Annotated in this window: 18 protein-coding genes and 1 tRNA gene; 8 read left to right on the forward strand and 11 right to left on the reverse strand. The window is 50.1% G+C overall.

The genetic code is table 11. From position 1 onward, the window contains the following. Positions 1-179: 179 nt before the first annotated feature. A tRNA-Pro gene (locus D515_RS23655) sits at positions 180-256 on the forward strand. A gap of 260 nt (positions 257-516) precedes the next feature. Continuing rightward, positions 517-1,101, forward strand: coding sequence for a DNA endonuclease SmrA (gene smrA, locus D515_RS23660; RefSeq protein WP_160167797.1), 585 nt, complete (start codon positions 517-519; stop codon positions 1,099-1,101). A 60-nt stretch (positions 1,102-1,161) separates the two neighbouring features. On the opposite strand, the gene D515_RS23665 is transcribed toward smrA, so the two are convergent. The 5 genes from D515_RS23665 to D515_RS23685 all read right to left on the reverse strand — a co-directional run bounded on the left by D515_RS23665 (position 1,162) and on the right by D515_RS23685 (position 6,042). Further along, positions 1,162-1,776 (reverse strand): LysE family translocator, encoded by a 615-nt coding sequence (locus D515_RS23665; RefSeq protein WP_002542392.1) that lies wholly within the window; start codon positions 1,774-1,776, stop codon positions 1,162-1,164. Next, on the reverse strand, positions 1,773-2,192 hold the full coding sequence (locus D515_RS23670; RefSeq protein ID WP_002542393.1) for a lysozyme inhibitor LprI family protein: 420 nt from the start codon (positions 2,190-2,192) through the stop codon (positions 1,773-1,775). The genes D515_RS23665 and D515_RS23670 overlap by 4 nt, the downstream gene beginning before the upstream one ends. Before the next feature lie 3 nt (positions 2,193-2,195). After that, positions 2,196-2,675, reverse strand: coding sequence for a Cys-tRNA(Pro) deacylase (gene ybaK, locus D515_RS23675; protein ID WP_002542394.1), 480 nt, complete (start codon positions 2,673-2,675; stop codon positions 2,196-2,198). A gap of 142 nt (positions 2,676-2,817) precedes the next feature. Next, on the reverse strand, positions 2,818-4,494 hold the full coding sequence (ushA, locus tag D515_RS23680; RefSeq protein ID WP_002542395.1) for a bifunctional UDP-sugar hydrolase/5'-nucleotidase UshA: 1,677 nt from the start codon (positions 4,492-4,494) through the stop codon (positions 2,818-2,820). 204 nt (positions 4,495-4,698) lie between these two features. Continuing rightward, positions 4,699-6,042 carry a Na+/H+ antiporter NhaC family protein gene (locus tag D515_RS23685; RefSeq protein ID WP_039850624.1) on the reverse strand — a complete coding sequence of 448 codons (1,344 nt, stop codon included), beginning with the start codon at positions 6,040-6,042 and terminating at the stop codon, positions 4,699-4,701. A 333-nt stretch (positions 6,043-6,375) separates the two neighbouring features. Between D515_RS23685 and D515_RS23690 the strand changes: the two genes are divergently transcribed. After that, a complete protein-coding gene (locus tag D515_RS23690) occupies positions 6,376-8,250 on the forward strand; it encodes a methyl-accepting chemotaxis protein (protein ID WP_002542398.1) in 1,875 nt (624 codons plus the stop codon). A 77-nt stretch (positions 8,251-8,327) separates the two neighbouring features. On the opposite strand, the gene kdsA is transcribed toward D515_RS23690, so the two are convergent. From kdsA to hemA, 6 genes are read right to left on the reverse strand one after another with little or no spacing between them, the layout of a single operon-like run. Continuing rightward, a complete protein-coding gene (gene kdsA / locus D515_RS23695; RefSeq protein ID WP_002542399.1) occupies positions 8,328-9,182 on the reverse strand; it encodes a 3-deoxy-8-phosphooctulonate synthase in 855 nt (284 codons plus the stop codon). A 13-nt stretch (positions 9,183-9,195) separates the two neighbouring features. Further along, positions 9,196-10,005, reverse strand: a complete 810-nt coding sequence (locus tag D515_RS23700; RefSeq protein ID WP_002542400.1) for a SirB1 family protein — start codon at positions 10,003-10,005, stop codon at positions 9,196-9,198. A 2-nt stretch (positions 10,006-10,007) separates the two neighbouring features. Next, positions 10,008-10,391, reverse strand: coding sequence for a SirB2 family protein (locus tag D515_RS23705; protein ID WP_002542401.1), 384 nt, complete (start codon positions 10,389-10,391; stop codon positions 10,008-10,010). A gap of 40 nt (positions 10,392-10,431) precedes the next feature. Further along, positions 10,432-11,277 (reverse strand): peptide chain release factor N(5)-glutamine methyltransferase, encoded by an 846-nt coding sequence (gene prmC / locus D515_RS23710; RefSeq protein WP_002542402.1) that lies wholly within the window; start codon positions 11,275-11,277, stop codon positions 10,432-10,434. After that, complete coding sequence (gene prfA, locus D515_RS23715; protein WP_002542403.1) at positions 11,277-12,365, reverse strand: peptide chain release factor 1; 1,089 nt, start codon at positions 12,363-12,365, stop codon at positions 11,277-11,279. Before prfA ends, prmC begins: the two co-directional genes overlap by 1 nt. A 14-nt stretch (positions 12,366-12,379) precedes the next feature. Then, positions 12,380-13,639: a glutamyl-tRNA reductase gene (hemA, locus tag D515_RS23720; protein WP_002542404.1), complete on the reverse strand. Its 1,260-nt coding sequence runs from the start codon at positions 13,637-13,639 to the stop codon at positions 12,380-12,382. 557 nt (positions 13,640-14,196) lie between these two features. On the opposite strand from hemA, the gene lolB reads away from it, so the two are divergent. The 5 genes from lolB to ychF all read left to right on the forward strand — a co-directional run bounded on the left by lolB (position 14,197) and on the right by ychF (position 18,517). Next, positions 14,197-14,805 (forward strand): lipoprotein insertase outer membrane protein LolB, encoded by a 609-nt coding sequence (gene lolB / locus D515_RS23725; RefSeq protein WP_002542405.1) that lies wholly within the window; start codon positions 14,197-14,199, stop codon positions 14,803-14,805. Beyond that, entirely contained in the window at positions 14,802-15,650 is an 849-nt protein-coding gene (ispE, locus tag D515_RS23730; RefSeq protein WP_039850622.1) for a 4-(cytidine 5'-diphospho)-2-C-methyl-D-erythritol kinase, read from the forward strand. The genes lolB and ispE overlap by 4 nt, the downstream gene beginning before the upstream one ends. A gap of 42 nt (positions 15,651-15,692) precedes the next feature. Beyond that, a complete protein-coding gene (locus D515_RS23735; RefSeq protein ID WP_002542407.1) occupies positions 15,693-16,640 on the forward strand; it encodes a ribose-phosphate pyrophosphokinase in 948 nt (315 codons plus the stop codon). Between the two features lie 143 nt (positions 16,641-16,783). Next, the gene (pth, locus tag D515_RS23740; RefSeq protein ID WP_002542408.1) at positions 16,784-17,374 is read left to right on the forward strand and encodes an aminoacyl-tRNA hydrolase; all 591 of its coding nucleotides are present in this window, start codon (positions 16,784-16,786) and stop codon (positions 17,372-17,374) included. A gap of 51 nt (positions 17,375-17,425) precedes the next feature. Then, on the forward strand, positions 17,426-18,517 hold the full coding sequence (gene ychF, locus D515_RS23745; RefSeq protein ID WP_002542409.1) for a redox-regulated ATPase YchF: 1,092 nt from the start codon (positions 17,426-17,428) through the stop codon (positions 18,515-18,517). The last annotated feature ends 188 nt before the right edge of the window (positions 18,518-18,705 follow it).

Raw genomic sequence — 18,705 nt, forward strand, 5'->3', positions numbered from 1 at the left:
GGGACCAGAGGGTCGGGGGTTCGAATCCCTCTTCACCGACCACTTTTCAAGACTTGAGCGATAAGCTTAAGCAACATTGTCGGTGAATAGCGCAGTTTGATGGCGCATCCGGCTCTTGAGAATAGCGGACCAGAGGGTCACCCTCTAACGACGGAATCTCAAGATACAAAACATATGTTCGGTGAATAGCGCAGTTTGGTAGCGCATCTGGTTTGGGACCAGAGGGTCGGGGGTTCGAATCCCTCTTCACCGACCACTCTTCGAAGCCTCGCAGCAATGCGAGGCTTTTTCTTATCTGTTTCATTTTACGCGTTCCGCATGATGGGTCGGGTACGGAAGGCCGCCCCGCTCGAATCCCTCTTCACCGACCACTCTTCAAAGCCTCGCAGCAATGCGGGGCTTTTTCGTATAATTTCCCTTTGTAACCCTTTGAACAATTGCGTTATTCACTTCCTACGAGACCTCCGAATTGTTTGCCGTTATACTCAAACCATGCTCCAACAACCCGTAACGACTATGAACGGCAACAACGAGTTCGACTTATTTCGGGAGATGATGGCAGATGTCGCGCCTATCAAGCACGATACGGTCGATAACTCCCAACAATCACATAAACCGACTGAAGCTCAGCTGGCACGTCAGCTTGCAGCTCAAAGCCTCTCTGAAGGTGATCCTGAGTATCTTTCCATTGATTACGCCAAGATGCTCAAGCCTGACGATATCGTGGCTTTCAAGCGCCCTGGTGTTCAGGATGGCGTATTTCGAAAACTCCGTCTGGGTAAATATGACATTCATGCCCGACTGGACCTGCACAAATACAGCCTGAAAGATGCCAGAGATGAAATCCTGCGCTTTCTGAAACAATGCCAACGCATGGACATTCGCTCGGTGATCATTGTGCACGGAAAAGGCGAACGCTCTAACCCTCCCGCCATGATGAAAAGCTATGTCTGCCAGTGGCTGGAACAGATCACTGACGTGCAATGTTTCCACTCCGCCCAACGTCATCAAGGTGGTACCGGCGCAGTCTATGTGATGATTAAAAAGAGTCAGGAAAAGAAACTGGAGACGCGGGAGCGACATCTTAACCGTCGGAGTTAATTTTCTATCTCATCAACGAAAACAGGAGCCGATGGCTCCTGTTTTTTATCTCAAGGATACCTATAGGGTGACAACAACCCGAACCGCAAGGCCTATCAACACGATGCCGCACAGGCGATCAATCAGCACGGCTTTTTGCTTCAGTTTTTCCAGCATACGTGGAGAAGAAAGCACCAATGTCACTATGGTGTACCAAAGGCCATCAATCACAAAAGGGGTCAGCACAATCACTGCACGGCTGAACGTATCAGTGCCAATCGCTACAAACTGACTGAACAATGCGAGAAAGAAAAGTGCTAGCTTCGGGTTAAGAACTGAAATCATGGCACCATCGCGCGCTGCTTCCCACAGAGTGGTTTTCTCGCCTTTTTCCAGCTTGGCTGCCACACCACCTTTTGCACGCAGGGATTTAATACCAAGCCAAGCGAGATACGCGGCACCCGCATAGGCGATAGCAGTAAAAAGCGTTGGAGACTCTTTGAGGATAACAGCCAGACCAAGGAGGGTTAACAGGGCGTAGAAGCCAACACCTAATGCATGTGACCACGCAGCAACAATGCCATGTAAACGACCACCAGCCAGGCTGTGTCGCATCATCACCACGAGACTAGGCCCAGGGGAAACTGCCCCCAAAATACACACCAGTGCCAGACCCAGCCATACGGAAATTGTCACTTAGCGCCTCCTTTCACGCCCATCAGGCTATTTAAACGAATGATCTGTTCATTCGTCAGTTCAATCATACAGTTGAGGTATCCCTGCCCACTGCCAGAGCCGGAGGCATAACTTGCCTCTACCATTTTGCACTGGTTTTCGCGCCAGTACTGGAACCCTTCCATTGCGCTCGTGATCATAGGTAGCGTATCAGATGCCGATGATACTTCATCCAGCTTCGTAAAATGTGCTCTGAGCGCAGTTTCGGTTTTATTCAATGCGTCCTGTGCCACCTTCCAGTGATTATCCAGACAGGCAGTGACTTCAACGTGCGTTTCAGAAGCTTTGTAGCATGCCATCAATGCAGAGTGCTCTTTCCCTGCAAAGGCCGTCAGAGGTAAACCCAACAAAATGAATACCCACCAACTCTTGTGCATGAACTACCCCTCCTTGCCGATCGCGGCAAATTTTCCTTGTGTCAGTGAGAGTAGATCTGAGGGAGAAAGTTCAATTTCAAGGCCACGTTTGCCCGCGCTGACGTAAATGGTTTCAAAGGCTTGAGCCGTATCATCCAAAAGCGTCGGTAAACGCCTTTTTTGACCTAGCGGACTGATGCCGCCGACCACATAGCCAGTGGTCTTTTCGGCAATGGTCGGATTCGCCATTTCTGCTTTTTTCGCACCCGCAGCTTTCGCCGCTGCTTTTAAGTCCAACTGGCCGGAAACCGGCACAATGGCAACAGCCAGCTTTTTCGGGTCACCGTTCATTGCAAACAGCAGGGTTTTAAAGACCCGCGCGGGGTCCTGCCCCATCACACTTGCTGCTTCCAACCCGAAGTTGGTGTTGTTCGGATCATGATCGTAACTGTGAACATGAAAATGAATCCCCGATTTTTCCGCCAGTGTAATTGCCGGTGTCATATCCTTTCTCTCTGTGTTTGCTTAGACTGAAAACCTTGCTGAATTCAGGGCTACTATCCCGCTGATAATGACATAAAAAAAGGCACTGTCACCAGTGCCTTTTTGTCTCTGACGCGAGGTTTCGCGCCCGGAGAGGATGTGTTTACTTGTAAGTAATTTCGCCGTTTGGCGCGTACTTGTTCACATTGATTGGAGAGTTCTTCTCCAGGTAGTCTTTCAGCACTTCTGCATCCACAAAACCGGTGTTCACATTACCTGGGTGGCCAGTCAGTTTCGGATAGCCATCACCGCCAGCTGCGTTGTAGCTAGGCACGGTAAAGCGGTAAGTTTTGTTTGCGTCCAGCGGTTCACCGCCGATCACAACGTCACTCACACCATCAGGTGACACCGTCATTGAGATACCGTAGAACTGCGCGTAAGCACCTGAGTCAACTGGCTTGGTTGCCACTTCGTTCAGGTAATCCAGCACTTCTGCACCGCTCATGTCGGTGTAAGTCACCATGTTCGCAAATGGCTGAACGGTCAGCACATCTTTGTAGGTCACATCACCTTCTTCGATTGACGCACGCACACCACCGGAGTTCATTACCGAGAAGTCTGCTTTCGCACGGTCTTTGTGTGCTGCAGCAATCAGACGGCCAAGATTAGTTTGCTGGAAGCGAACCACGTTACGTTCACCCTGCAGATGACCATTGGTTTCTGCAATTTTCACGTTCAGCTGTTCCTGACCTTTCTCCTGATAAGGTTTCAGGAAGTCATACAACGCTTTATCTTTTGGAATTTCATTCTGGATGAAGACACGTTTCTTCTCACCGTTCACCTTGATTTTCTTCTTCAGGTTCACAGGGATCAGGTCGTAAGACACCAGGTTCAGTTCGCCGTTACGGAATTCAAAGTCCGCTTTACCCACGTACTTGCCCCACTCATGCGCCTGAACAATCCAGGTACCGTTTTGGTTGTCTGGCTTACACTCGTCGCCCGGCTTGAACGACTTGTTGTACATGTTCGGGCCTTCCATACAGACAGGCTCTTGCGAGTGACCACCCACAATCATGTCCAGCGAACCTTCGTTAAGGTAGCGAGCCAGAGCCACATCGCCTGGTGCATTGATGCCACGCTTGCCATCTTCATAGTGGCCCATGTGCGTCGCTGCAATGATGATGTCAGGGTTTTCAGTTTCTTCCAGCTCAGCAATCAGTTTTTTCGCTTCTTCTTTTGGATCGCGGAAGTCCAGCTCACCGATAAACTCAGGGTTACCAATTTTCGCAGTGTCTTCTGTTGTCAGACCGATTACTGCGATACGCAGACCGTTGCGCTCAAAGATTTGGTAAGCCTGATACTTACGCTCGCCAGTGGCTTTGTCGTAGATGTTTGCCGACAGCATTGGGAAGTCAGCCCATTCCATTTGCTGGTCAAGCACTTCAAGTGGATTGTCGAATTCGTGGTTACCCAGAGCCATCGCGTCATAACCGATCATGGTCATGCCTTTGAAGTCTGGTTCTGCATCTTGAAGATCAGACTCTGGAACACCAGTGTTGATGTCACCGCCAGACAGTAGCAGCACAGCTGCACCGTTCGCTTCTGCTTCATCACGCAGATTATCGATCAGCGTTTTACGTGCCGCCATACCGTATTCGCCGTGGCGGTTATGCCAGAAGCGACCATGGTTGTCGTTAGTGTGGAGAATGGTCACTTTGTAAGTGGTATCTGGTTGCCAACCCGGTACAACTTCCGTTGTTTCGCTCGTGGTTGAACAGCCTGCCAGCGTGGCAAGCAGAGCAGCACTTATCGCTGCTTTTAGAGAGAGGCGTTCCTTCATGGTGATACCTATTTTCTATTCGACAGCGCGAAAGTCACGGCTTTGGCTATGTCGAGGGTTTAACCTAAACTACTTTCAATTTCACGAAGTAGTCTAAATAGTTAAACTGGGTATCACATATAACTTTCAAGAAAATGCCGCGGAGATCACTTAAAAACACCTCAACTGCGGCTAAATACACCGCAATTGAAGCGCTTACATCACCTATCTAGACAAGTGTTGTCCTTTACTTCGAGCGATGGCAAAAGCTGCTGATACAGCAAGCAAGAAGCAGTAATACGATTGGCCCACCACGCTGAGAGGTGAGAGTCCGAAGATCGACCCAAGTAATAACGCCTGCGCACCGTAAGGCAAAATGCCCTGAATCACACAAGAGAAGATATCCAGTAAGCTGGCACTGCGTTTTGGTGCCACATCATGCTGGGTAGCCAGCTCTTTTGCTACGCCACCAGCCACGATAATGGCAACGGTGTTGTTGGCAGTACAGAGGTTAGTCATGCTGACCAGCGCAGCAATACCCGCTTCACTTGCACGAGGAGAGCCTTTCTCAGTCTCTTTGTCCGCACGGGACAGGATCAGTTTGCTCAGTTTATCTGTTACGAACGCCAAGCCGCCCTGCTGACGCATCAGCTCGGCCAAACCACCAATCAGCAGCGACAACAGGAAGATCTCCTGCATGTTGCCAAAGCCTTTATAGATGTCCTGACTGAAAGCCATCACGCTGTAATCTGCCGTCTGGGCCATACCGACAATACCGGCAAACAGGATGCCGATGGTCAGAACAACAAACACATTCATGCCATATACTGCCAATACAAGAATGGTCAGGTAAGGCAGGACTGCCAGCCAATCAATTTCACCGGCAACAGGAGCTTGGGTCACTTCATTGGCAAAGAAGAAAATTACCAGCGCCACCAGAGCTGCAGGTACCGCAATTTTCACGTTCTCACGGAACTTGTCTTTCATGTGACAGCCCTGCGAGCGTGTCGCCGCAATTGTGGTGTCTGAGATAATAGAAAGGTTGTCACCAAACATCGCACCGCTCAGCACTACACCTGCCATCAGAGCCGCATCGATACCTGTCGTGTCAGCAATGCCCAAAGCCACAGGGGCAACCGCAGCGATGGTGCCCATTGAGGTCCCCATTGCAGTTGCGATAAATGCAGAAATCAAAAACAGGCCCGGCAGAATAAAGCTGGAAGGAAGAATGGCCAGACCTAAGTTGACGGTAGCATCCACACCGCCAGTTGCTTTTGCTACCGCAGAGAAAGCCCCCGCCAGTAAGTAAATCAGACACATCGCGGTAATGTCGCGATGGGAAACACCTTCAATAAACTGACCAATTGCACCGTTGAGCTTTTCTTTGCTCATTAGCACGGCCAACATGATGGCAGGTAACACCGCTATCGGTGCCGGAAGTTGGTAAAAGGCGAAATCGACATTTTGGGTCGAGAAATAAATGCCCGTACCTATAAACAGGCACAGGAAAAGCCCAAAGGGCAAAAGTGCTAACGCCGAGGGCGCGATATTCGTTTGCTTCTGTGTCATGTTGTGTTGCATATTTTTTGTGAAGTGGAACGCAGGGTAATCCCAAAGCGATAGGGCGTCAACATATAGACGTCTAAACGTCCAAGCTAATTTGTAACAGGCGAAAATACTCTTCTGTGAGCTACCCATCCAGTGCCGCTTTTCCTGTTTATTTTTCCCTCCAAAATCACAGCTGAAGCAAACTCACATTTTCTTAGCTTAAGACAGTAAAAAACTGCGCATTTCCCCTAAAGCAACCTCTCGTCAGGCCGATACGGAATGTTGTGCGAAAAATAAAAAATCTCAGCACAACCCACCTCTATTTTTCAAAGAGTTCGATGCAAGGAATGTAACATGACGCTGACTCTCAAGCAGAAGCTGATAGGCACCTGCCTTGTCGCCGTAGTGGCGATGGCAACAATCCTGTCTTTCTTAGCTGCCAACCAATTATCTACCCAGACTCAACAAGGCTTAGAAAACCGCGTAGAAAGTATGTCTCAAGTCGCCCGTGTCGGCTTTGCCAACTGGCTGGAAGCTCATGATGTGGCAATGGAAGGCTATGTGGAAACCCTACCTCACGACGACGAAATCAATGCACTGGCCATGCTTCAGGTTTCTGGTGACTTTGCGATGACTTTCTTCGCTGAAACCAATGGTTCTTTGGCGCTAGCAAACGGTGCCAGCGTTGATATCGATCCACGTCAGCGTCCTTGGTACATCGAAGCAGTGCGTGAGAACAAAACAATCTGTACCGCCCCGTATCGTGACGCCCTGACTGGCGAAACCATGGTGACGCTGGCAACTCCTGTCTATCAAAACGGGAAACTCAAAGGCGTGCTAGGTGGCGATATTAGCCTTCAAAAGATTGTCGGCGACCTGTCTCAGTTCAATTTTGGAAAAAATGCCTTTGGTATGCTGTTCGCAGCAGATGGCACCCTGATTGCTCATAACAATGCCTCACTGAACGGTAAACCGCTGACTCAGTATAACCCTGCACTAAACCAATCAGCGGTGCGCGAAGCTATGGCTGAGGGAAGCCTGCTGAACAGCTCTCTCAATGGTACGGAAAAGGCTTACTTCTTTACTGAGCTGCCGGAAGCCAACTGGATTATCGGTATTGAGGTGGATATGAGCACTGAGCTCTCCTCTCATAACTCGGCAGTCACAACCCTGGTCCTGACAAGCTTTGCTGTCACACTCTTCGTGCTGGCACTGTCAGCATGGTTGGTGAACGTGCTTTTCCGCGATCTCATCCGCGTATCTAAAGCCATGGAAGAGATTGCCAGCGGCGATGCAGACCTGACCCAGCGTCTGACACCACACAGCAACGATGAAGTCGGCCAGCTGGCGCATAACTTCAACACCTTCGTTGCCAACATGCACACCATGGTGACGCACCTGAAGAGTGTCGGTGAATCGCTCTCTGAGCAGGCAACCCATGCCGCTGAGCAAGCAAATATCCGCAGTACCCGCATCCGCGGTCAGCAGGATGAGATCAATATGGTGGCGACGGCGATTAACCAAATGGCCGCAGCTACCCAAGAAATCGCTGGCAGCGCAGAAAATACCGCAGAGCTTTCCAAGCAAGCTGTAGGCTGCTCAGAGGAAGGCGCCACTCAAGTGAACCAAAGCCAGCAATCAATCGGCAACTTGTCGACGGAAGTGGAATCTGCCACCAGCGTGATAGCGGAGCTGGACTCCCACACTCAGAGCATCAACTCTATTCTTTCCACCATTCAGGATATTGCCGAACAAACCAACCTGCTGGCGCTGAATGCGGCAATTGAAGCAGCCCGCGCTGGTGAACAAGGCCGAGGCTTTGCCGTGGTTGCCGACGAAGTCCGCGTATTGAGCCAACGTACACACAACTCGACCCGCGAAATTCAGGCGACGATTGAAACGCTGCAAAACACGACCCAGTCAGCAGTGAAAATCATGGAAGACAGCCGTCATTTGGCGACCACCAGCGTGGAAGACGCAAACTTTGCGACCAACAGTTTGTCACAAATCACCACTTCAGTATCGACAATCAGCGACATGGCCACCCAGATTGCCTCTGCCGCTGAAGAGCAGTCTTTGGTGACGGCAGAAATCACCCGCAACACTGAAGCTGTGCGCAATGCATCGGATGAGTTGGCTCACGAAGCCAATCATGCAACAGAGCAAGCGACGGCGCTATCGAGCCTGTCTCGTCAGCTCAATGACGAACTGGCCAGATTCAGGTTATAAAGTTCGGACACTCAATCGCAGACATGAAAAAGCCGGCGCATGCGCCGGCTTTCTTTTTTCTCTCTGACAATCAATTCTTAACGGATATCCAGATCGTCGAAGCTTTTCACCAAATCGTCCAGTGCTTTCATTTGCTTCAAGAACGGCTCCAGCTTGTCCAAAGGTAGTGCTGACGGGCCATCACAACGCGCGTTGTCTGGATCCGGGTGCGCTTCAATGAACAGACCCGCAATCTTGGTACCCAGACCAGCGCGCGCCAAATCAACGGTTTGCTCACGACGACCGCCAGATGCAGCGCCCAGAGGATCGCGGCATTGCAGTGAGTGAGTCACGTCAAAGATGATTGGGCTGCCATTGCTCGCCTTCTTCATCACGTCGAAGCCCAGCATGTCGACGACCAGATTGTCATAACCCATGCATGAGCCGCGCTCACACAGGATGATGTTTTCGTTGCCACACTCAGCGAACTTATCAACGATGTTGCCCACCTGACCTGGACTCATGAACTGAGGCTTCTTCACGTTGATCACTGCGCCGGTTTTCGCCATTGCTTCAACCAAGTCAGTTTGGCGAGCAAGGAACGCTGGAAGCTGGATAACGTCAACCACTTCAGACACTGGCTGTGCCTGCGCTTCGGTATGAACGTCTGTGATGATTTTCACGCCGAAGGTGTCTTTCAGTTCCTGGAAAATCTTCATGCCTTCTTCCAGGCCTGGGCCACGGTAAGAATGCACAGAAGAGCGGTTTGCTTTGTCAAAAGACGCCTTAAACACGTATGGAATGCCCAGCTTCTGGGTCACTTCTACATAGTGCTCACAGATCTGCATCGCCAGATCGCGAGATTCCAACACATTCATCCCGGCAAAAAGAACAAATGGCTTGTCGTTAGCAACTTGAATATCGCCAATCTGAACCGTTTTTTGTGTTGTCATGGTGACTTCCTGATTAGTGGAAAATAGGAGCTTCTGCAGTCAACACTTTGACCTGCAGTTTCAGGAGCTCAGCCGCCGGATCATCCGGGCACTGAGCGATAAAGTATTCATAGTCTTCCGCGGCAACCCAGTCACATTTCAATTGCTGGAAAATATAGCCACGGTCGCGGATTTCATAAGGATCATCCGGACTGAAAGTGAGCGCAAGTTCGCTACAGCGAAGTGCCATCGCGTAGTTTTCTTCACGAAGCAGTGCACTTTTGATCACCGCCAGCCAGCGGCCAATCAATGTAGGGTTGTCTGAAACCTCAAGGTGTTCTTCTTCAAGCTGAGCCGTTGGGCCTTCTTTGCCCACCAGCCAGCCTCGTAATACGCGTTCAGACAAAAACTCGCCATCAAACGGGTTGACGTATTGCGGCTCACGATGGAACCAATCTACTTTCAGAACAAGTTGAGTCGGAAAGCCGACTGGCTCAACCGGTAAATCTAGGCGATCTGCGAAAAACAGGAAGATAGCGCCCAGACTCACAGGAATGCCTTTACGACGCTCCAGCACTTTATCTACAAAAGCATTTTCAGACGAAAAGTACTGTTCGAAATCGCCTTTGAAGCCCCATTCTTTGTAGAACAGACGCAGCAGACCTTCCAGTCTCAATTCGTCGTTAGCTTCCCCAGCCAACAGATGTTCAGCATCCTTTGCCAGCCGTTCAAGCTCTGCCCGAACCCAATGCATGGATGTCGCCGGATCAATGGCAGCGTTCAGTGCAAGCGCACCTTCTACCAAGGTCAGCTCATCTAATTCCTGGTCAGTAAAACCGATCATTTTTACCCCAACAGCTGTGGTGTTTTGGTGATAGCCAAATTAGCGGCGGCAAATACCCAACCTAAAGCACCAAAGAAAGCAAAGAGTCGGAACATAGTTCCCTGACTGTATTTCATGGCAACAAAGCCAAGAGCGATGTATGCCAGAACACAGGTCAGTTTTTCAGTCATCCACATCCCTTGAGGCGTGAATGGATAGAATCCGGTGACAAAAATCAGTGCCACACCAGTTCCTAGCAAAATGGTATCAATCACGTGAGGGACGACCTTCACCCATTTCTTCTCAAGCATTTTGCTGTCCATCATGCGCCATGCAAAACGGATGATAAACAGGATCACGCTCAGGGCGATAAACATCAGGTGAGTATGCTTCAATGCAACGTACATAATTCCGTAGGTCTCTCTTTTTGATTTATTGTTTTGGGTTTTAGCGAATAAAACGCCCTAAGGTAACACGATCCAGCCCAGCATAATCGTGCTGCGTCTCAACATCGCTGAATCCTGCATCAGAAAAAATCGTGCGAACCGCCTCGCCCTGATCGTAGCCATGCTCGATAAGCAGCCAGCCATTATCTGTCAAATACTCAGGACTATGCTGACAGATGATACGGATATCCGCTAAACCTTGGTCATCCGCAATCAATGCAGACTTTGGCTCAAAGCGAACGTCACCTTGCGAAAGGTGCGGGTCTTCCGGGTCAATATACGGAGGGTTGCTGACAATCATGGTAAAACGATGTTCAGGCACATTGCCAAACCAGCTGCTTTGAATAAATTGGGCATTGTTGATGCCGTTTTCAAGCTTGTTGCGTTCAGCCAGTGCAACCGCCTCATCACGAAGGTCGACGCCAGTCACAGCCATATCGTTGCGCTCGCTGGCAATCGCCAACGCAATCGCGCCCGTACCTGTGCCCAAATCCAACACAGAGCCCTCACCTTGTGGCAAACGCTCCAATGCCAGCTCTACCAACCTTTCGGTATCCGGCCTTGGGATCAGGGTGCTGGGTTCGACGTTCAGGCGTAGCGACCAGAAGTCGCGGTAGCCAATGATATAAGCAACAGGCTCGCCGACTTTGCGACGCTCCAGCAATGCGTTAAACACAGCTTCCTCTTCGTCGCTCAGCGCTTTGTCTGACCACGTATAGAGATAGCTGCTTGGCTTATCGAGCACATGGCAAAGCAGCACAGAGGCATCAATGCGTGGAGAGGGGCTTTGATGCTCTGCTAACAAAAGCGCTGCATCACGCAGCGCATTTTCAATGCTGATTGGCATTAGTGTTGCTCAGCCAGCGCCGCCAGTTGGTCTGCCTGGAACTCTTGGATGATTGGCTGGATCAGTGAATCCAGATCGCCTTCCATCACTTCGTCCAAACGGTAAACCGTCAGGTTGATGCGGTGGTCAGACACTCGGCCTTGCGGATAGTTATAGGTACGGATACGGTCTGAACGGTCACCGGAACCCAGCAAGTTACGGCGGGTGCTTGCCTGTTCAGCTGCACGTTTTTCTTCTTCTGCTTTGATCAAACGTGCCGCCAGAACAGCCATCGCTTTAGCTTTGTTCTTATGCTGTGAACGCTCGTCCTGACATTCCACCACGGTGCCGGTTGGCAAGTGGGTAATACGGATTGCCGAGTCAGTGGTGTTAACGTGCTGACCACCAGCTCCTGATGAACGGAAGGTATCGATTTTCAGATCAGCCGGATTTATTTCCGGAATTTCTGCTTCAGGAATTTCCGGTAGGATAGCAACAGTGCACGCTGAGGTGTGAACACGGCCTTGAGATTCAGTAGCAGGAACACGCTGAACGCGGTGACCGCCTGACTCAAACTTCATCACACCGTAGGCGCCTTCTCCACTGACTTTGGCAATCATTTCTTTGTAACCGCCATGCTCACCGTGGTTGGCGTTAACCACTTCAACACGCCAGCCTTTTTTCTCAGCAAAGCGGCTGTAACTGCGGAACAAGTCACCGGCAAAAATTGCTGCTTCATCACCACCCGCACCCGCGCGGATCTCAAGGAAACAGTTACGCTCATCGTTAGGATCTTTTGGCAGTAACAGTACCTGAAGCTCATCGCTCAGGCGTTCAATTTCCGCCTTTGCTGCTTTCACTTCTTCCTGCGCCATTTCGCGCATTTCAGGATCGTCTTCGTTCGCCATTTCCTGCGCCGCTTCCAGATCTTCTTCCGCTTGTTTGTAGGAAGTGAAGCACATGGTCACTTCTTCAAGCTGGCTATATTCTTTCGACAGTGAACGGAAACGGTCCTGATCGGAGATAACACCCGGATCGCCAAGCAGATGTTGCACTTCTTCATAGCGCTCACTGAGTGCTTCCAGTTTCGCGATAATCGATGATTTCATAGTGGGTCTTTAAACTATTTTAGGGGATCCAGACCTAAGCTCTGACGTAGCGTTTCCAGTGTACGCTCGTCGCCATTTCTGGCAGCTTCCTGCATGGCCTGAGTAGGGGCATGGATCAGTTTATTGGTTAATTTATTGCTCAGCTCGGCGACCACTTTCTGTGGGTCGGCACCACTGGCGAGGGCTTGTAAGCTCTTGCTAAGCAATTCATCTTTCAGTGCTTCCGAATGAGCACGGTATTGTTTGATGCTGTCCACCGCTCCGCGGGAACGCATCCATGTCATAAAGCCTTCGCTTTCTTCATCAACAATCGCTTCAGCCTGAATCGCGGCCGCTTTTCGCTGCTCACGGTTGCGCTCAACAATCGAATGTAAATCGTCGACGGTGTACAGGTAAGCATCGTTCAGCTCACCCACTTCTTCTTCAATATCACGCGGCACGGCAATATCAATCAACAGCATTGGCTGATGACGACGCGCTTTGATCGCTTTTTCCACCATGCCTTTACCGATGATTGGCAATGGCGCAGCAGTTGAGCTGATCACGATATCCGCTTTGTGCATGTGCTCTGGAATCTCTTCCAGAGAAATAATTTCCGCACCAAACGCCTCAGCGAACGGTTTAGCGCGCTCACGAGTGCGGTTAGCAACAATAATGTTCTTACAGTCGTGTTCGAAAAGATGCTTGGCAACCAACTCGATGGTTTCACCTGCTCCCACCAGCAATGCGGTAGAGGTTTCGAGCGACTCGAAAATCTGACGCGCCAGCGAACAGGCTGCAAAAGCGACAGAGACGGCATTGCCACCGATATCTGTTTCCGTGCGAACGCGTTTAGCCACGGTAAAGGTTTTGTGGAACAAACGCTCCAGCGAACCATTGACTGAGTTTTGCTCAACAGATTCCGCGTAAGCCTGTTTAACCTGCCCCAAGATCTGAGGCTCACCCAATACCAACGAATCAAGGCCACTCGCCACTCGCATTAAATGCTGCGCCGCTGCTTGGTCATGGTGGGTATAAAGGCAAGGAAGCAGTGCTTCGCTGTCGAGTTGATGGAAGTCCTGAAGCCAGTCCACAACGACGCCCGGGCTTGGCTGGTCAACTTCACAGTAGATTTCGGTGCGGTTGCAGGTAGACACAATCACCCCACTCTGCACTACCTGCTTTTCTTTCAGCTGGTGCAATGCATCGCGAAGTTGTTGCGGAGAAAAAGCGACTTTCTCACGCAGGTCGACCGCAGCGGTCTTGTGATTGATTCCGAGAACTAACAAGCTCATTAAGCAGGTTTACCGACAGCACCAGATGAAATCCGAGCCGTGGATTTTACTTTATGGGCCCGTCGAATAAAAGATAACATTAGCTCCCTCTTCTCGCTATCAAGCAGAAGTGTGACTTTTCCGCTTTCGTAACAACATATTCGTCCATTTTTTCAACAAGTAACAAATTGCATTATGTGGCTTTGTCCAAGCGGTGTGATATCTACATCGTATTGGAGAGATTTTTACCTCTGCCGCAGATATACCCAAACAACCTGAAGATGCAGGATTCAGCGAGATTGACTGGCGTTGTGATCGCGGCGTTCCTTTGCCGGTGTAGTCACCTCCATCAAAAAGGAACAACAAAGAGCACGGCGTCAGTCAACTCGCCCAGAGGGAGGCCCTCAATGCGCCCACTTCTTCGTTAAATTCCACGGAAATAGAACCACTATTCCTCGTAGAATTTACCTCGAATTGAACGCATTGATGATCTCTGAATGCGAGCATCTTCAGGTTGTTTGGGTATATAATCAGACCACTTCTTTCTCAACAGAGAAAACCGAAAACGGAGTTTGCCTATGTTCAGACGTCATCGCGTCTTGGTTGTATTTTTCTTCGCCCTATTGGGTTTGACCGGATGTTCCACCCAACCTATTCCACAAACCGAGTGGCAAACTCACCAAAAAGCATTGGCAGAAATTACTGACTTCACGGCTAAAGGCAAAGTCGCGCTGATTAGCCGAGAACAGCGCGTTTCGGCCAATTTTGTCTGGGAGCAGAAAGATGACGAGCTTTCACTCCGCCTGACCAACTTCCTCGGTACCACCCTGTTTAAACTGGATGCCACCCCTGACATTGCAGTTTTGGTCGATGGCGACGGTGAACGTTATGTCGGTAGAAACGCCGCAAGTCTTTTAAAGCAACTGACAGGTATTGCCCTGCCCGTTGACGAGATGATGCAGTGGGTCAAAGGGCTGCCTGCAGAACAAAACGAATATACGCTTGGCGCAGATAACCGCCTGGCATTCCTGAGTGAAAACAAAGCCGATACCAATCAGGCTGGCTGGCAGTTGGAATACACTGGCTACGATGCTGATACCAACAACCTACTGCCATCAAAAATCAAAATGAATCAGCACCAGCAAAAAGTGAATCTGGTGATTTCTGAATGGGTTTTACCTCAATGACACAAACCACTTCAGTTTGGCCAGCACCGGCCAAACTCAACCTTTTCCTGTACATCACCGGTCAGCGCGATAATGGCTATCACGATCTGCAAACCCTTTTTCAGTTTCTAGATTACGGCGACACGCTTTCCATTACCCCAAACAACAGTGACGAAGTCACCCTGTCACCGGAAATTGAAGGCGTCCCAGCCGAAGAAAACCTGATCTACCGCGCAGCGATGGCAATCAAAGAAAAAACCGGATGTACCTTGGGCGCGCACATTCACGTGGAAAAAGTGTTGCCAATGGGCGGCGGTTTAGGTGGTGGTTCCTCCAATGCTGCCACCACATTAGTCGCGCTCAATCACCTCTGGGAAACCCAGCTTTCTGTTGATGAATTGGCCGATATGGGGCTGGCACTGGGTGCGGATGTCCCTGTATTTGTGCGCGGTACCACAGCGTTTGCAGAAGGGGTTGGAGAATTGCTCCAACCTGCCGAAGCAAAAGAGAAGTGGTATCTGGTAGCCAAGCCTGAGGTGAGCATTGCCACCGCAAAAATTTTTGGTCACCCCTCACTGACTCGCAATACACCAAAGCGCACACTAAATGCGCTGTTGGCGGCAAATTACGAAAACGATTGCGAAAAGATAGTCAGAGAGTTGTTTCCAGAGGTTGATAAGGCTATTTCGTGGCTGCTAGAATACGCGCCGTCGAGACTGACCGGGACCGGCGCCTGCGTTTTCGCAGAATTCGAAAACGAAGAGGACGCGCGAGCCACCTTAAACAAATTGCCCGACTGGCTCACTGGCTTTGTCGCACGTGGTGTGAATACCTCACCACTGCTATCGACACTGAAAGTACAATGAGACAGACAACACTCAATGGATGCAACCCCGAGGTTTTCCACCGTGCCTGATATGAAGCTGTTTGCTGGTAATGCAACGCCTGTACTCGCCCAACGCATTGCGAATCGCCTATATATGTCACTAGGTGACGCTACTGTTAGTCGTTTTTCTGACGGTGAAGTGTGTGTACAAATCAATGAAAACGTACGGGGTAGCGACGTATTCGTTATCCAGTCGACTTGTGCGCCTACCAATGACAACCTGATGGAATTGGTTGTGATGATCGACGCACTGCGTCGCGCATCAGCTGGCCGAATCACTGCAGTTATCCCTTACTTCGGCTACGCTCGCCAAGACCGCCGTGTGCGTTCTGCGCGTGTGCCTATCACTGCAAAAGTTATCGCAGACTTCCTGTCTAACGTAGGTGTTGACCGCGTTCTGACTGTTGACCTGCACGCAGAGCAAATCCAAGGCTTCTTCGACGTACCAGTAGACAACATCTTCGGTACGCCGGTACTTCTGGAAGACATGCTGGCGAAGAAACTGGAAGATCCAGTCGTTGTTTCTCCAGACATCGGTGGCGTTGTACGTGCACGTGCAACTGCAAAACTGCTGGATGACACTGACATCGCGATCATCGACAAACGCCGCCCACGTGCGAACGTTTCTCAGGTTATGCACCTGATCGGTGACGTTGAAGGCCGTGACTGCATCATCGTTGACGACATGATCGACACCGGTGGCACTCTGTGTAAAGCAGCAGAAGCACTGAAAAATCGTGGCGCGAAGCGTGTATTCGCTTACGCAACTCACGCAGTGTTCTCTGGCAACGCCCCTCAAAACATCAAAGAATCTGTGATTGATGAAGTGATCGTCACTGACTCAATCCCGCTGAGCGCAGAAATGCAAGCGACCGGTAAAGTTTCACAGCTGACTCTGTCAGGCATGTTGGCTGAAGCAATCCGCCGCATCAGCAATGAAGAATCTATCTCTGCAATGTTCGATTCTTAATCGTTCCTTTTTGCGGAGAAAACGCCTCGCTTTCGCGGGGCGTTTTTGTTTTGCACAGATAATGGTAGGATAAGCCGCTTTTGGCACAGGGCGGTTTACCGTTGTGCATAAAACTGTCTACACAGAATAATGAGAATCTCACCGTGAGCGATAAAATTCGTCTTTTAGTGGGTCTGGCAAATCCAGGGCCGGAATATGCAAAAACCCGTCATAATGCGGGTGCCTGGGTAGTTGAAGAATTAGCGCGCATTCATAACGTGTCGCTGAAAGAAGACAAAAAATACTTCGGTTTGACTGCCAGAATCAGTGTGGGTGGCGAAGACCTCCGTCTACTCGTCCCAACCACATTTATGAATCTGTCAGGCAAGTCGGTCGCTGCACTGGCGAAATTCTTCCAAATCAAACCGGAAGAAATCATGGTGGCTCATGACGAGCTGGATTTGCCACCAGGTGTTGCCAAATTTAAGAAAGGTGGCGGTCACGGTGGCCATAATGGTCTTCGCGACATCATCAGCAAAATGGGCAACAACAAAGAATTCTATCGTCTTCGTGTCGGGATCGGACATCCAGGGCACAAAGACAAAGTGGCGGGTTTTGTGCTGACAAAAGCACCTGCCAACGAACAAAGCCAAATCGAGCAAGCCGTTGATGAAGCCGTTCGCTGCATCGACATTTTGCTGAAAGAAGATCTGGCCAAGGCGCAAAATCGCCTGCATACATTTAAGGCTCAGTAAGCGTTAGCTGACTGAGCTTTCACTGTTTATACAACGAAAGGTTACCATCTCATGGGTTTTAAATGCGGTATCGTTGGTCTGCCAAATGTCGGTAAATCAACTCTGTTCAACGCTCTGACCAAAGCAGGTATTGAAGCGGCTAACTTCCCGTTCTGTACCATCGAACCAAACACTGGCGTGGTACCAGTGCCAGATCTGCGTTTGGACGCACTGGCTAAAATCGTAAACCCACAACGTATCCTGCCAACCACGATGGAATTCGTAGACATCGCAGGTCTGGTTGCAGGTGCTTCTAAAGGTGAAGGTCTGGGTAACAAATTCCTGGCTAACATCCGTGAAACCGACGCGATTGGCCACGTTGTTCGTTGTTTTGAAAATGACAACATCATCCACGTTGCGGGTAAAGTAAACCCTGCTGACGATATCGATGTTATCAACACCGAACTGGCACTGTCTGACATGGAAGCGTGTGAACGCGCTATCCAGCGCCAAGCGAAGAAGGCGAAAGGCGGTGACCGCGATGCGAAATTCGAAATCGCGGTACTGGAAAAGCTACTTCCAGTGTTGGAAGAAGGCAAAATGCTGCGTTCTGTTGAACTGACCAAAGAAGAGCACGCAGCGGTTGACTACCTGAACTTCCTGACCATGAAGCCGACCATGTACATCGCAAACGTGAATGATGATGGTTTTGAGAACAACCCTTACCTGGACATCGTTCGTGAAATCGCTGAAGCCGAAGGTGCAACCGTTGTTGCAGTTTGTGCGGAAATCGAAGGCGAACTGTCTGAGCTGGACGCTGACGAAGCAGCTGTGTTCCTGGAAGAAATGGGTCTTGAAGAACCAGGTCTGAACCGCGTGATCCGCGCAGGTTACGATCTGCTGACACTGCAAACTTACTTCACTGCTGGCGTGAAAGAAGTACGCGCTTGGACTATCCCTGTCGGTGCAACCGCGCCACAAGCTGCGGGTAAGATCCACACTGACTTCGAGAAAGGCTTTATCCGTGCAGAAATCATCGGTTACGACGATTACATCGAAAACAACGGTGAAGCAGGCGCGAAAGTAGCGGGTAAATGGCGTTTGGAAGGTAAAGATTACATCGTTAAAGACGGTGACGTTATCCACTTCCGCTTTAACGTGTAATTACAAATACAATCTCTTATACCCAAACGACCTGAAGATGCTCGTATTCAGAGGCCATCAATGCGTTCAATTCGAGGCAAATTTTACGAGGAATAGTCATTCTATTTCCGTGGAATTTAACGAAGAAGTGGGCGCATTGAGGGTCTCCCTTCGGGCGAGTTGACTGACGCCGTGCTCTTTGTTGTTCC

It is taken from the genome of Grimontia indica, from assembly GCF_000333895.2.
GTDB classification, from domain to species: domain Bacteria; phylum Pseudomonadota; class Gammaproteobacteria; order Enterobacterales; family Vibrionaceae; genus Enterovibrio; species Enterovibrio indicus.